The 14,147-nt window shown below is 33.1% G+C and carries 12 protein-coding genes, 1 tRNA gene and 1 other RNA gene; 2 read left to right on the forward strand and 12 right to left on the reverse strand.

Going from position 1 to position 14,147, the window contains the following annotated elements; all coding sequences use genetic code 11:
* Positions 1–69: 69 nt before the first annotated feature.
* The 12 genes from ssrS to BCB69_RS03040 all read right to left on the reverse strand — a co-directional run bounded on the left by ssrS (position 70) and on the right by BCB69_RS03040 (position 11,528).
* A non-coding RNA gene (ssrS, locus tag BCB69_RS02985) (6S RNA) lies at positions 70–247 on the reverse strand.
* Between the two features lie 67 nt (positions 248–314).
* Positions 315–2,120: an aspartate--tRNA ligase gene (gene aspS / locus BCB69_RS02990; RefSeq protein WP_069176975.1), complete on the reverse strand. Its 1,806-nt coding sequence runs from the start codon at positions 2,118–2,120 to the stop codon at positions 315–317.
* Positions 2,121–2,165: 45 nt separating this feature from the next.
* The gene (hisS, locus tag BCB69_RS02995; protein WP_069176976.1) at positions 2,166–3,431 is read right to left on the reverse strand and encodes a histidine--tRNA ligase; all 1,266 of its coding nucleotides are present in this window, start codon (positions 3,429–3,431) and stop codon (positions 2,166–2,168) included.
* A 115-nt stretch (positions 3,432–3,546) separates the two neighbouring features.
* Positions 3,547–4,017 (reverse strand): Fur family transcriptional regulator, encoded by a 471-nt coding sequence (locus tag BCB69_RS03000; RefSeq protein WP_022514149.1) that lies wholly within the window; start codon positions 4,015–4,017, stop codon positions 3,547–3,549.
* Between the two features lie 14 nt (positions 4,018–4,031).
* Positions 4,032–5,087 carry an AI-2E family transporter gene (locus tag BCB69_RS03005; RefSeq protein WP_236887204.1) on the reverse strand — a complete coding sequence of 352 codons (1,056 nt, stop codon included), beginning with the start codon at positions 5,085–5,087 and terminating at the stop codon, positions 4,032–4,034.
* Between the two features lie 43 nt (positions 5,088–5,130).
* Complete coding sequence (dtd, locus tag BCB69_RS03010; RefSeq protein WP_022514151.1) at positions 5,131–5,580, reverse strand: D-aminoacyl-tRNA deacylase; 450 nt, start codon at positions 5,578–5,580, stop codon at positions 5,131–5,133.
* A complete protein-coding gene (locus tag BCB69_RS03015) occupies positions 5,577–7,949 on the reverse strand; it encodes a RelA/SpoT family protein (protein WP_069177392.1) in 2,373 nt (790 codons plus the stop codon). The genes dtd and BCB69_RS03015 overlap by 4 nt, the downstream gene beginning before the upstream one ends.
* A 5-nt stretch (positions 7,950–7,954) precedes the next feature.
* Positions 7,955–9,970 carry a single-stranded-DNA-specific exonuclease RecJ gene (recJ, locus tag BCB69_RS03020; protein ID WP_083989997.1) on the reverse strand — a complete coding sequence of 672 codons (2,016 nt, stop codon included), beginning with the start codon at positions 9,968–9,970 and terminating at the stop codon, positions 7,955–7,957.
* A gap of 143 nt (positions 9,971–10,113) precedes the next feature.
* Positions 10,114–10,560 (reverse strand): hypothetical protein, encoded by a 447-nt coding sequence (locus BCB69_RS03025; RefSeq protein ID WP_022514154.1) that lies wholly within the window; start codon positions 10,558–10,560, stop codon positions 10,114–10,116.
* 101 nt (positions 10,561–10,661) lie between these two features.
* A tRNA-Ser gene (locus tag BCB69_RS03030) sits at positions 10,662–10,750 on the reverse strand.
* Between the two features lie 4 nt (positions 10,751–10,754).
* Complete coding sequence (gene tadA, locus BCB69_RS03035) at positions 10,755–11,201, reverse strand: tRNA adenosine(34) deaminase TadA (RefSeq protein WP_022514155.1); 447 nt, start codon at positions 11,199–11,201, stop codon at positions 10,755–10,757.
* A gap of 9 nt (positions 11,202–11,210) precedes the next feature.
* Complete coding sequence (locus BCB69_RS03040; protein ID WP_022514156.1) at positions 11,211–11,528, reverse strand: rhodanese-like domain-containing protein; 318 nt, start codon at positions 11,526–11,528, stop codon at positions 11,211–11,213.
* A 243-nt stretch (positions 11,529–11,771) separates the two neighbouring features.
* Here BCB69_RS03040 and BCB69_RS03045 point away from each other — a divergent pair, with 243 nt between their 5' ends.
* On the forward strand, positions 11,772–12,419 hold the full coding sequence (locus BCB69_RS03045) for a trimeric intracellular cation channel family protein (protein ID WP_022514157.1): 648 nt from the start codon (positions 11,772–11,774) through the stop codon (positions 12,417–12,419).
* 11 nt (positions 12,420–12,430) lie between these two features.
* Positions 12,431–14,128 carry a DUF4127 family protein gene (locus BCB69_RS03050; RefSeq protein ID WP_107528609.1) on the forward strand — a complete coding sequence of 566 codons (1,698 nt, stop codon included), beginning with the start codon at positions 12,431–12,433 and terminating at the stop codon, positions 14,126–14,128.
* The last annotated feature ends 19 nt before the right edge of the window (positions 14,129–14,147 follow it).

Raw genomic sequence — 14,147 nt, forward strand, 5'->3', positions numbered from 1 at the left:
CTATATAAACCCTTTCATTAGTTTTTTACAGAAAATAACAGTCGCCAAGTTCCCTCGGCGACTGTTATTTTTATCCCCACCATGTCGTATTACCCGTATTTTGAGACTGCAAAAATGCAGGTGGGCGTCATCATGAAGGACTTTACTAGTCCCCACTTCAGGGCATTAACGCTATCCCTCAGCTCTAACTCCCTATGTAAAGGTGTTGGTTCAAAATATTCAAGCTGTACGTGCACAGCAGGGTTTATTTACTTGTTATATTGTAGCAGAATTAGGAATCTTTGACAAGAATTTTAGAACAAATGGTCTGTCTATTAAAATAATTCTTTTTCTTTATCTTCATCCAAGTCTAACTTTATGTGAAGTTCTCCTAATTGTTTTTCAGTAACAACATTAGGAGCTTCTGCCATTTGATCAACAGCACTCTGTGTTTTGGGGAATGCAATTACATCACGAATAGATGCTCTATGAAGCATAAGCATTACTAATCTGTCTAATCCAAACGCAATTCCTTCATGTGGTGGTGCACCATACTGGAATGCTTTAAGCAAGAATCCAAATTTTTCTTCTGCTTCTTCTCTACTAATGCCGATAGCTTGGAATACTTTTTCTTGCAAATCTTCTTGATAAATACGAAGGCTTCCACCACCAGCTTCTACACCATTAATAACTAAGTCATAAGCCTTAGCATATACATTACCCGGATTTGTTAAAAGATGTTCTACATCTTCATCTCGCGGTGCAGTAAATGGATGATGCATTGCTACATAGCGTTTTTCTTCCTCATTATATTCAAACATTGGAAAATCTACTACCCAACGGAAGCAGAATTCATTAGGATTAATTAAATTCATACGACGAGCCATTTCCAAGCGTAATTCACCCAAAGCTTGTGCTACTACTTTTGGCTTGTCAGCAATAATAAGAACTAAATCACCTTTTTCAGCCTCACAAATTTTACCAATTTCTCTTACTTTTTCTTCACCTAAGAATTTTGTAATTTGACATTTCAAAGTTCCATCTTCATTAAACCCAATCCAGGCTAAACCTTTGGCACCATATTGTCCAACATAATCAACCAAATCATCCAATTCTCGACGTGGAATACCTGCATTGCCTTTGACAGTGATTGCTTTGACCTGTCCTCCATTATCTAAAACATTACGGAATACTTTAAATTCTGTATCACGCAATAAATCAGAAATTTCATAGAAATGCATATCAAATCTAAGATCCGGTTTATCAGATCCATAAAGATTCATCGCATCATCCCAAGTAATTCTCTTAAATGGTGTTGGAATATCCATATCAAGAACATTCTTAAATACTCTTTGCATCATATTTTCTACAAGATTAAGAATAAAATCTTGATCTTCAAAGGAAACTTCCATATCTAATTGTGTGAATTCCGGTTGACGATCCGCTCTAAGATCTTCATCACGGAAACAACGTGCTACTTGAAAATAACGTTCAAATCCGGAAACCATTAATAATTGCTTAAATATTTGTGGAGATTGCGGTAATGCATAAAACTTCCCAGCATTTACACGACTAGGTACTAAATAATCTCGTGCACCTTCCGGAGTACTCTTCGTAAGCATTGGTGTTTCAATTTCTAAAAAATCCAATTCATTAAGAAACGAACGCATTTCATGTATAATTTTATGACGCATAATTAAATTGCGTTGCATTTCAGGTCGACGAAGATCTAAATATCTATGTTTCAAACGTACATTTTCATCAACACTGATATCATCTTCAATATAAAATGGGGGCGTTTTAGCCTTATTCAATATACGCATTTCAGTAACTACAACTTCTATTTTTCCTGTCGGCATATTAGAGTTTACTGTATCTTCACTACGTTCTCTAACTTGTCCAATAATAGCAACTACATATTCATTTCGAATATCTTCTGCTTTATGAAATGCCAATTCACCATATTGTGGACTAAACACAAGTTGTACTACACCGGAACGATCACGTAAATCAACAAAAATCAATCCACCATGATCACGTCTTCTTTGAACCCAACCGGCTAATGTTAGTTGTTTACCAGAATGATGTTCTCTGACATCTCCACATCCACAAGTTCTATGCATTCCTACCATATTCTCCATAATTTGAATACCTCTCTGCCTTTGTTATTTTATATGATCTTAAATTTATATATCTAAATGTTCTTCAATATAGGAAGAAGCTTGAGCAATATTTATTTTTTGCTGTATGCCGGTATTCATATCTTTAATTTGTACAATACCGTCTGCCAATTCTGATTCTCCAATAATAATTGTCATAGAAGCATTCGTCTTGCCTGCATATTTCATTTGCCCTTTTAAACTTTTTTCTTGTAAATCAATTTCAGCCCTAATCTCTTTATCTCGAAGTTCTTTCTGTAAGCGAATTCCTAGATTCATTGCTTCTTTTCCAATAGCCGCAATATAAATATGTTTTGTTTCTTTAGGCTCCGGAATCAAATGTTGAGATTCCAATGCTAATAATAAACGCTCCATTCCTACCGCAAATCCAATTCCCGGCGTTGTTGGTCCTCCAATTTCTTCAACAAGACCATCGTAACGCCCACCACCACAAATAGCACTTTGTGAACCTAACGGAGTGTACTGTATCTCAAAGGCTGTATTTGTGTAATAGTCTAACCCACGCACCAATCGTGGATTGACTTCATAAGAAATACCCATTGATGTTAAATATTTTTTTACATCTTCAAATTTATTATGACAATCATCACATAAATAATCGGTAATTTCCGGAGCACCTATACTCGCATGTTTACAACAATCTTCCTTACAGTCAAGTATGCGTAATGGATTCTTATGTAAACGCTCTTTACAATCATCACAAAGATGCTCTGTTTTCGGTTCAAAAAATTCAATTAATTTCCGTCTATATGTATTTCTACATTCACTGTGACCAATTGAATTAATATAAAGTTTAAGCTCATTTAATCCTAATCGTTTAAAAAGATCGTAAGCTAAAGCAATACACTCTGCATCTGCGATAGGAGACTTTGCTCCAAGAATTTCAACACCAAACTGATGAAACTCTCTATAACGCCCTGCTTGCGGTCTGTCATAGCGAAACATAGAACCTATATAAAAAACTTTCTGAACTTGTTGATCACCATACATCTTGTGTTCTAAAAAAGAGCGTACTACAGAAGCAGTATTTTCCGGTCGAAGAGTAATAGAGCGTCCACCTCTATCGGAAAATGTATACATTTCCTTTGTTACTACATCTGTTGTATCTCCAATTCCACGAAGAAATAGTCTGGTATCCTCAAACATAGGAGTTCTAATTTCTCCATAACCATATAATGCACATAAATGACGAATCATGTTTTCTATATAATTCCATTTATACACTTGTTTCGGAAGAATATCTTGTGTGCCTCTTAACGCCTGCATGAGCAACCCTCTTTTTCTAAATTTTTAATACTTTAACGAATTTACCTTATTTTTCTAGGCAAAAGACAAGTAAATTGTATCACTTATATTCTTATCTTGGCAAATAAAACTATGTTTGTAACTACTCTTTATCTGCATATTCTGGATGTGTTATTTGGCACTCTTTGCAGTATCCATAAAATTTTAATTGATAGTCAACAATATTAAATCCATTTTTACCTTTTATCTTTTCTCTAGTTGCTTCAATAAAATCGGAATTAAATTCTATAACTCTTCCACATCCAAGGCATATTAAATGATGATGAGAGTGAGATAAATTATGATCATTCAGTTCATATCGACTTCTTCCATCCCCAAAATCAAGTTTCTTTACTAAATCTAAAGAAGTAAATAACTCTAAAGAACGATATACCGTCGCAAGTCCAATATCAGGATTTTCACCTTTAACCATTTCATAAATATCCTCTGCACTTAAATGGTTATTTTTGCTGGTAAGAAATGCTTGCAATATAATTTGTCTCTGTGTAGTAAATTTATACTTATGTTCTCTAATCCGTTTCTTCAAAGTATTCATAACTGTTGACTTTTTCATATTTTCACACCATTTCAATTAACAACCTTGTAATAATCATAAAACCACATATGTCTAATAATAACTTGTACTATAGCTAAAACAGGTACCGCTGCCATCATTCCAATAATCCCGTACAGATGTCCACCAATTAATACTCCAGCAATAATAGCTACCGGATGCACCTTAATAACACTTCCCATTAATTTAGGCATAATAATATGAGCATCCAATTGTTGAACTATAACATAAAAAATAATAACTTTAATCATAACTGAGGAACTTTGTAACAACCCTAAGAGCATTGGAGGTATAGCACCAACAATAGGACCTATAATAGGTATCAACTCTACAACTCCGGCTAATAATCCGATAACCAAAGGATAGGGAATTCCTAATACTATCATTCCCAAAAAAATTACAAATGCCATTAATACTGATAATATTAATTGACCTCTAACATATGCACATAACATCCCATACATTTCTTCCATCAAACGAGTTAAATGAGATTGATATTGAACAGGAAACAAACTTGCTATGGCATTCTTAAATGTACTTCCCTTTTTCATCATGTAAAAAGTAATAAAAGGAACTGCAATCATTTCTATTAAAGTGCTTGCTACAGAAAAAATGGCCACTAAGCTAAACTGTGCAATTCGCAATGTATAAGTACCAATGTAATTAACAATATTGCTAACTAATTGCTGCATTTCAGGAGGAACAAACCGCATATCATACTTTTCAATAAGAACAGGAACTACACTTTGAATTTCCTCCAAAGCAGCAGAAAGACTATTCAAGAATAACTTAGCTTCTGTTATAAAAGGAAGCAAAATATGAATAATCATTAAATACAGAATAGCGATGAAAGTTATAAATGATATTCCAATAGATAAATCATAAGGAAATCTTTTTAGTCCTATTTTAACTATACCTTTATGAATAAACTCAGCTATAGGGGTAAGTAATATAGATAATATTAAAGAAATCGCAAATGGAAATAAAATGGAAGGAACCAATAATATGATTCCCACAAAAAATATGACCACTGTAATCCTAAGCCAAAACTCAGAGCTTGTTTTTATCATAAGAAACTCCTATGGATTAACGACGAATATTACTTGAAATATTTTAAAATACTTTTTCACTGTCCAATAAAATAGTAACCGGTCCTATATTATCAAGTTTAACATTCATCATAGTTTGAAATTTACCTGTCTTTACACTTATCCCTTTTTCTCGGCAATAAGTCACTACATCCTCATACAATTTATTAGCTTTTAATGGTTCTTCTGCATCAAAAAAACTGGGTCTTCTTCCATGTCTACAATCTCCATATAATGTAAATTGAGATACAATCATAAGCTCTCCATCAACATCAAGAATGGATTTATTAAGCTTTCCCTCTTCATCTTCAAAAATACGTAAGTTCATAATTTTATCAGCAATGTAAATTCCATCCTTAATTGTATCTCCTTTTTTTATTCCTAAAAATATAACCAGACCTTGTCCTACACTCCCTACTAATTGTCCTTCCGACAAAACTTCACAACATGCACATCGTTGGATAACTGCTCTCATAACTTAGTTCCCCGTTTCCCCTGGAGTCTCTCAACAGAATGAACACCTTTAATTCTTCTTATTTTGGTCATAATAAATTCAAGCTGCTGTAAGTCTCTAATTTGAATTCCCAATTTCATATGTGTAATACCATTATCATTTACTTGTACATTAGCGGCTGAAACAGAAGTCTTCATATCACTTAAAGTAGCTAAAACATCTGTCATAAATCCATTTCGGTCATAACTTACTACTGAAATCATAACTTGGAATGTCCCTACCGTCTGCTGTTCCCAGTTTGCATCAACTAGACGTTCAATATCCTGCATATGAGATAAATTAGAACAATCTACTCTATGAATAGTAACACCCCTACCTCTTGTTATATATCCAATTATTTTATCACCCGGAACAGGACTACAACATTTGGCCAAATGGACATCTAAAGAAGATTCTCCTTTTACCAATATCCCTTTAAGCGATGCTTTTTTTCTTTTTTGTTCTGTATTAAGTAGTTCTAAAGCTTTAGCTGTTGTATCGCCTACTGTAGTCTCTAGTATTTTTGTTTCTTTTTTATAGATATTAAGAAGACTCAAGAATGCATTACGAGAAGTAATTCCGCCATATCCAATAGAAGATAACATATCATCTACAGACATGACATTTAATTTTTTTGCCATTTCCTCCAATCGGCTCTTGGTCGCCAATTCTTTCCATACATAACCGGCTCGTTCCGCCTCTTTTATGAGTGCTTCTAATCCACGTGAAATATTTTCTTCTCTGTTTTCATGTTTAAACCAACTTCGTATTTTAGTTTTACTTTCTGTAGCTCCTACCATACTCAGCCAATCATAACTTGGTTTGGCAGAATTAGAAGTAATAATAGATACAATATCACCATTTTTCAACTTTGTATCCAAAGGTACTATTTTATTGTTGATTTTAGCACCAATACAATGATTACCTACTTCTGTATGAATACGGTAAGCAAAATCAATAGGAATAGAACCTTGTGGAAGATTAACGACATCTCCTTTAGGAGTAAAAACAAAAACCTCATCAGAGAATACATCCAGTTTAATTGCATTCATAAATTCCTTAGGGTTGCTTGTGTCTTGCCACTCTAAAATATGACGCAACCAAGTTATTTTAGAATTAAAATCTTTGGAAGAAGATGTGCTTCCTTCTTTATATTGCCAATGTGCTGCAACACCATACTCTGATACATGATGCATTCCCCATGTTCGAATTTGTATTTCAACCGGTTGCCCTTGCGTCCCAATAATTGTAGTATGCAATGATTGATATAAATTTGGCTTAGGCACAGCAATATAATCTTTAAAACGGTTAGGTAAAGGTTTCCATAAAGAATGTACTAGTCCAAGTACACCATAGCATTGCGGTATTGTATCTACAATAACACGAACTGCATATAAATCATAAATCTGTGATAACTCTTTTTTTCCTTTCTTCATCTTTTTATAGATACTATAAAAATGCTTTGGTCTACCTGTAACTTTAGCATGAATATGTTCTTTATCTAACCGCTCCTTTAAAACTTTCATCGTTTCTTCAACAATTTCTTCTCGAACACGACGTTTTTGTTTCATTTGTCGAACTAAGTCATAATATTCTTCCGGATGAAGATAATGAAAACATAAATCTTCCAATTCCCACTTTATATTGTAAATTCCGAGACGATGTGCCAACGGTGCATAAATTTCTAAAGTTTCCTGTGCAATACGCTGTTGTTTTTCTCTTCTAAACACACCTAACGTTCTCATGTTATGAAGACGATCTGCTAACTTAATAACTACAACACGAATATCCTTAGCCATTGCCAGAAACATTTTTCTGAAATTCTCCAGTTGTTGATCTTCTTTATTTGCATAATAAAAGCTAGATAATTTAGTTACACCATCAACCAAAAAAGCTATTTCTTTTCCAAAATATTTTTCTATATCGGTTAATGTATATTCGGTGTCCTCAACTACATCATGAAGAATGGCCGCAATAATTCCGGATAAATCCATCTGCAAACCAGCTAAAATATAAGCAACAGATATCGGATGTATGATATAAGGCTCATTACTGGCTCGCACTTGTCCTGCATGTGCTTTCTTTGCTAATTTATAAGCTTCTTCTATCTTTTTTAACGCATTTCTATCTGTTATATAAGAAGATACTCTATCAATAAGTCGTTGGTACCAAATCGTAATTTCTTTATCGAAATCTTTTTCTTTTGAAGAGTTATCATTTACATGATTTTCATTAATAAGAAAATCAGCCAATGTAGATGCAGAAGCATCTGTATGCAAAACTTCTTCTAATAAATCTTGAGATTTAGATTGTTTGATTACTTCATATCGTGTATCTTTATTTTGTTCCATAAGCATCACTCTCTAAATGAATATTTACAAAACGTAGGTGATACAGTTAAATCTAACTTTTTTGTAGAAGGAATATAGGTATAATACGTTTCTTTTTTATATGCCTCTTTTCTTATTAGCCCTATTTCTTCAAAAACACAAAACATTAATTGCATTTCTTTTCTAGAAAAATCTGTATCAAATATATTTATTACTTCAAGTTCTGTAAATGTTACAGAATTAATTCCTATTTTTAGTTTATTTTTTATTCCCAAGTAAAACTTTACCAATTTATCTCTATTAAGAGAAACTTGTTCCTTATTTAAAGCAATATCACGACAAATTAACTGTACATGCTCACCTCTCCACTCATGAATTTCGGGTCTATATACTATAGATATAGAGTCACCTATTTTACATGGAGAATCTATTCCAATATTCCAGAATATTCCTTGTACGAAAGACGAGTCCTGTTCCAATAAACACTTAAAATGCTTATTATCTTTCCCAATATGTTTTGTTTCTAAAACGGAAAGTCCTTCGCTTGCAAAAAGAGGGCGTGGATTATCACACCCACACGGTTCCAAAATTTCTAACTCTTTAATAAATTCTGTAGTCATTTCTGATAAAGGCATGATTTGCTCTATTTCTAATTCAGGTACAAAATCTTCTTCCTTAAAATTCTTTTGTGCATACAAATTAATGGCTTCCCTAAATAAAGGAATGTTTTCTTCCTGAATACTAAAGCCTGCTGCCATCTTATGCCCACCAAGTTGAATTAATAAATTTTCATGAACTTTAAGTGCCTGATAGATATCAAAATTTGGAGTACTGCGACAAGAACCTTTACCTATCCCATCTTTAATAGTAATCATAAGAACCGGTCTATTATATTGCTCTAAAATTCTAGATGCTGAAATCCCAATAACTCCCGAATTCCAATTATGTCCATCGATAACCATGACAGAGCTGCTTTCTAACTGCAGCTCGTGTAATCGAGCTAATGCCTCTTTATAAATTTCTCTTTCAATAGCTTGTCTTTTGATATTTACATCACATAACGATTTAGCAATAGATGTCGCTTCTGTCATGGTGGATGCTATCATCAACTCTACCCCTAACTTAGCATGAGCAATTCTCCCTGAAGCGTTGAGTCTAGGAGCTAACCCAAAAGATATATCTTCTACTGAAATTTTCTTATCTTCATCCGGCTTTACAATACCGGCAGCTTCTAAAAGTGCTCGTATTCCTACAATAGATGTAGATTGTAATCTTTTAAGTCCCTCTTTAACAAAAATTCTATTTTCTCCGGTAAGCGATACCACATCAGCAATAGTCCCCATGGCAACCAATTCTACATCATCTACATAATCCTGTTTATGCATAGCTAAAGATAAAGCTCGACAAACACTGAATGCCACTCCACATCCAGCCAAGTCTTCATAAGGATAAGAACAATCTTCTTGATGTGGATTAATAACCGCTACCGCATCCGGAATCTTATCCGGAACCATATGATGATCTGTAATAATAAAATCCATTGACTTAGGTGCAGAAGCAATTAGATCAGACGCTGCAATGCCATTATCCACAGTAATTAATAACTGAGTCCCTTGCACGGCTAACTGTTCTATAGCCTGTTGATTTAATCCATAACCTTCTTTTTCTCTATTAGGTATATAAAAATCAACAGAAGCACCTTCTTTTTTTAAAAAACGATATAAAATAGATGTAGATGTAATACCGTCTACGTCATAGTCACCATAAATAACAATAGATTCTTGTTGATTTATAGCTTTTATAATGCGTTCAACTGCAGCATGCATATCTTTCATAAGAAAAGGGTTTGCCAAATTGGAAAGAGTATCATATCTAAAATGATAAAGTTTTTCTTCAGTGTTAATACCTCTCTTATATAAAATATGAGCTACATTAAAAGATATATTTTCTTTTTGAAAAAAATCCGGAGTTAAACTTTCTGATGTATTGTATTTCCATATAAAATTTCCATTTTTATATGTTTTTATAGAAGTTTTATTCATAATAATACCTCAATAACTATTTATTATTTATTTTATCACTTTTTTCATTCCTTCTCTATAAAATATTATCATTTTCATTATCACCCAAAAAGACCTCCTCCATTTTTCATGGACGAGGTCTTTTTCATTTTATATTTAATTTATCATTCCCATGCTAGCTTCATTACATTTTTGTATTCATGTGTTAAATGATCCACAATAACATCTAATACAATACGAACCACTCTCGGATCAAAAGAATCCTGCATACTGGGAATACAAGCATCTAAAAAAATATCTCCATCTTCTGTAGCTGCATATTTAAATACTTTATAACTTCTATTTTGCACATTTAAAAAATTTTCAAATTTACTTCGATTAACATCTTTAATTAAACCGGACCCGATAAATACACGAATCAAAGTATAAATGCTGCTGTCTGTAATAATATTAACCGGAATTTTTTGCCCTTCTACAGCAATATTAGACCGGAATAATACCGTATTACTTTCATCATGTTTATCATCACGTTTAAAAAAATCTACTTTATTTTCTTTTAAATAAGATTGAAATTTATCTGCTTTTAAATTCGGTATTCTAGTTTCTGTCATCGCCAATTACCTCCATAAAATATACCTAATTTATTATATCATAGACATTTTTTATTTACTCAAAATAAAAATACGTAGAAAATTCTACGTATTTTACTCACTGGCGGAGCAGGTGGGATTCGAACCCACGGAACCTTGCGGTTCAACTGATTTCGAGTCAGCCCCGTTATGACCACTTCGATACTGCTCCATTATTATCGGCATAAAGAGAAAAAACTATCCATAAGCTGTTTACACCGCTCAGAAAGAACTCCATCCTTTACTTCTACGTGATGATTTAAAACATCTGTATCACAAAGATGAAATACTGATTTAATTGCCCCATATTTTCTATCAGAAGCACCATATACTATACGATCAATTCGTGCATTCAATATGGCACCTGCACACATAGGACACGGCTCTATCGTAACATAAAGTGTACACCCGGTCAAACGCCACCTTTCAAGCATTTGAGCAGCTTTTCTAAGTGCCACAATTTCTGCATGAGAGGTTGGATCTGTTGTATGTTCCCGTTCATTATGTGCCGTTGCAATAATAGCTCCCTTATACGTAACTACAGCACCAATCGGTATCTCACCCTTATCAAAAGCTTTTTCTGCTTCATTAATAGCAAGAATCATATACTCTTCATCTGTCATAAAATCTCCTTAATCACCTTTTTCAACCGTGTAAGGCCAACTTAAAATACCACCAAAATCATATATACATGTATAACCTAAATGTAATAATTTTTGAGAAGCTTCGGCACTTCTAACACCGCTTCTACAATACACTAAAAGAGTTGCATTCTTATTTGGAAGCTCTGTAGGCATTTGATTTCCTATATCTTCATTATTTACTAATATCGCATGAGGAATGTGTCCTTGTTTATACTCGGATTTTGTACGAACATCTACAATTGTTACAGGAGTAGTATCCATCATAATCTTCGCTTCTTGTGCCGTAATTTTTTTATAGAATCCCATAAGTATTCTCCTTCTTCTATATTTTTATTTCTATTATATATCTTTCTTTTGCAAATATATAATTTACAAATATATAATTCTATTTTTCTTAAATTGCCTTTTCTTTTATACTAAAATATAATTGATATATTTATAAATAAGTTTTTGAAAAATAAAACTATATCATTTAACACTTTCTTAAAATCGATATATTTTATTGATTTTAAATAATAAGCATTATCCATCAAGAAAAGGACATAAAACATGATTACATTTGATATATTCGACATTATGGGTATTATTGCTTTCGCTTTTTCAGGAACAGTAGTCGGTATTACAAAACGCATGGATATTTTCGGAATTACCGTTTTAGCTGTAATAACTGCTGTAGGCGGTGGTATCATACGAGATGTACTGGTCGGTATTATTCCTCCATATACCTTAATTCATCCTTATGGTGTCATCCTTTCTATTCTTACTGCATTTATAGTTTGTTTTCTTTTTGAAACAATAAAATTTACAAAAACCGGTAAAAAAATCATTAAAATAATTTATGATATCTCAGATTCACTTGGACTTGCCTCTTTTACTGTAACAGGTGCGATAACAGGCTTAACCTTATATCCTAATTATTGGATTTTACCCACTCTCTTAGCACTCATTACTGCTGTAGGTGGCGGCATTCTTCGCGATATTTTAGCACATCGAGTTCCTGTCATATTAAAAACGGATGTATATGCACTTGCTTCCATTTTAGGGGGTATACTTATTACATTACTATGGAATATTACAACGATAGATGTAGCATCTTGGTGTGGATTTATTTTTGTTGTATTATTGAGAATATGTGTTATTCATTTTAATTGGCAACTACACCGACCAAAACCTAGCCACATCATATTTAAACTATAAAGGAGATTATTGTGAAATTTAATAAATTATTTGCATCTTTAGTTGCTGTTTCATTAAGCATAATCAACATACATGTATCAGCTAAAACGATTCTTTTAGTACCACAAGATAATCGTCCCGTAAGTTTAGCTTATACCGTATCTACTGCCGAAAAAGCAGGATATACGGTATTAACTCCTCCGGAGCAGTATTTATCTACTAACCATCATCAGGGACTCCCTGAACTAATATGGTCTTGGATAGACAATAACATTGAAAAAGCGGATGCTGCAGTTATATCCACGGACACATTAATTTACGGTGGATTAGTTGATTCTAGAAAACATACAGATTCCATCGATAAATTAATGTACCGTGAAAAAAGAATTCAACAACTTCATGAAAAATTTCCACAAAAACCTATATATGCTTTTGGAACAATTATGCGTACCCCTTATGCATCTAACACAGGAGTTGAACCTTATTATTATACAAAATACGGTCCTACTATTTATCATATAGCTGTATTACAAGATAAATTAGATAAAGTAGGCTTAACTCCCAATGAAGAAAAACAACTTACTCAATTAAAAGCATCTATTCCTACTGAATATTTGCAAGATTGGTTTAATAGACGTGAGAAAAATAATGCAATTACCCAAAATTTAATAAAATATACAAAAGATAATATATTTACATATTTTTGTTTAGGACTTGATGATAGTACCGTATATTCACAATCCGCGATGGAAGCTAGATATTTAAAAAATGACTTCAAGAATCTATCAGAAAATAAATTAGGAGCTTTTCCAGGTGCCGATCAATTAGCACTTCTTCTTATTGCAAGATATCATGTGGACGACAATCAATTATCCCCTACCTTTAATATTATCTATCCTTTAGGACGTGGAGAAGACACGATTCCCAGCTATGAAAGTCAACCGGTAGGTAAAACGATTGCACAACATATAACGGCAGTAGGCGGAACTATAAATATAAACACTCCGGATATAGTACTTGCTGCCAATACACCTCTTTTCACTACGAAAGAATCTGGCCAATTTGCCAATTTTAAAATGAGCAAACCCAGTACTAAAGAGTTTGTTGCCAGTATAAAAAACACCATTAATAAAGGGACTCCTGTTTCTATTATGGATATTTATTTTGCCAATGGCTCTGATAACACATTAATGGGGCTTCTCTCTGACAATGAACTATTATATAAAGTAGCTTCTTACAATGGTTGGAATACTGCCAGCAATACTATCGGATACTCTATTGCCCAAGCTATCTTAGCCCCTTCTATGAGCAAACAGAATCACAAAAATATGTTAATTGAGCAATACATTGATAATTGGGCATACCAGGCAAATGTACGCAAAAACTTATATCAACTATCCGATAAATATACTTCAAAAACAAAAAAAGAACGAATCAGTCCCATTATTGAGCAAGAATTAATAGCTGAAATACAAGAATTCGCAGAAAAGAAAATGAACCTTAATCCATCAACTATTTCGGCTAAGTTCCCCTGGTCCAGATTGTTTGAAATTCATGCACTTGTCTCTAATAAACCTGTATATCCAAAAATTTTAACAATAGCAGAACAAGAACGTATTGCAGAAGAAAAACGTTTGGCTGAAGAGAAAGAAAAACAAGAGGCACTTAAACAAAAAGAGAATAATTCCCAAGAAGAAAACTTTTCTACGCAAAAAGTAGAAATTGATTGACCTGAATAAATAAAAACCA

Origin of the sequence: Dialister pneumosintes, assembly GCF_001717505.1 — a bacterium.
Taxonomy (GTDB): Bacteria; Bacillota; Negativicutes; order Veillonellales; family Dialisteraceae; genus Allisonella; species Allisonella pneumosinta.

Excerpts from the sequence above, each read along its gene's own strand:
- aspS (WP_069176975.1), bottom strand. The coding sequence starts at position 2,120 with ATGGAGAATATGGTAGGAATGCATAGAACTTGTGGATGTGGAGATGTC.
- BCB69_RS03000 (WP_022514149.1), bottom strand. The coding sequence starts at position 4,017 with ATGAAAAAGTCAACAGTTATGAATACTTTGAAGAAACGGATTAGAGAA.
- BCB69_RS03005 (WP_236887204.1), bottom strand. The coding sequence starts at position 5,087 with ATGATAAAAACAAGCTCTGAGTTTTGGCTTAGGATTACAGTGGTCATA.
- dtd (WP_022514151.1), bottom strand. The coding sequence starts at position 5,580 with ATGAGAGCAGTTATCCAACGATGTGCATGTTGTGAAGTTTTGTCGGAA.
- BCB69_RS03015 (WP_069177392.1), bottom strand. The coding sequence starts at position 7,949 with ATGGAACAAAATAAAGATACACGATATGAAGTAATCAAACAATCTAAA.
- recJ (WP_083989997.1), bottom strand. The coding sequence starts at position 9,970 with ATGAATAAAACTTCTATAAAAACATATAAAAATGGAAATTTTATATGG.
- BCB69_RS03025 (WP_022514154.1), bottom strand. The coding sequence starts at position 10,560 with ATGACAGAAACTAGAATACCGAATTTAAAAGCAGATAAATTTCAATCT.
- tadA (WP_022514155.1), bottom strand. The coding sequence starts at position 11,201 with ATGACAGATGAAGAGTATATGATTCTTGCTATTAATGAAGCAGAAAAA.
- BCB69_RS03040 (WP_022514156.1), bottom strand. The coding sequence starts at position 11,528 with ATGGGATTCTATAAAAAAATTACGGCACAAGAAGCGAAGATTATGATG.
- BCB69_RS03045 (WP_022514157.1), top strand. The coding sequence starts at position 11,772 with ATGATTACATTTGATATATTCGACATTATGGGTATTATTGCTTTCGCT.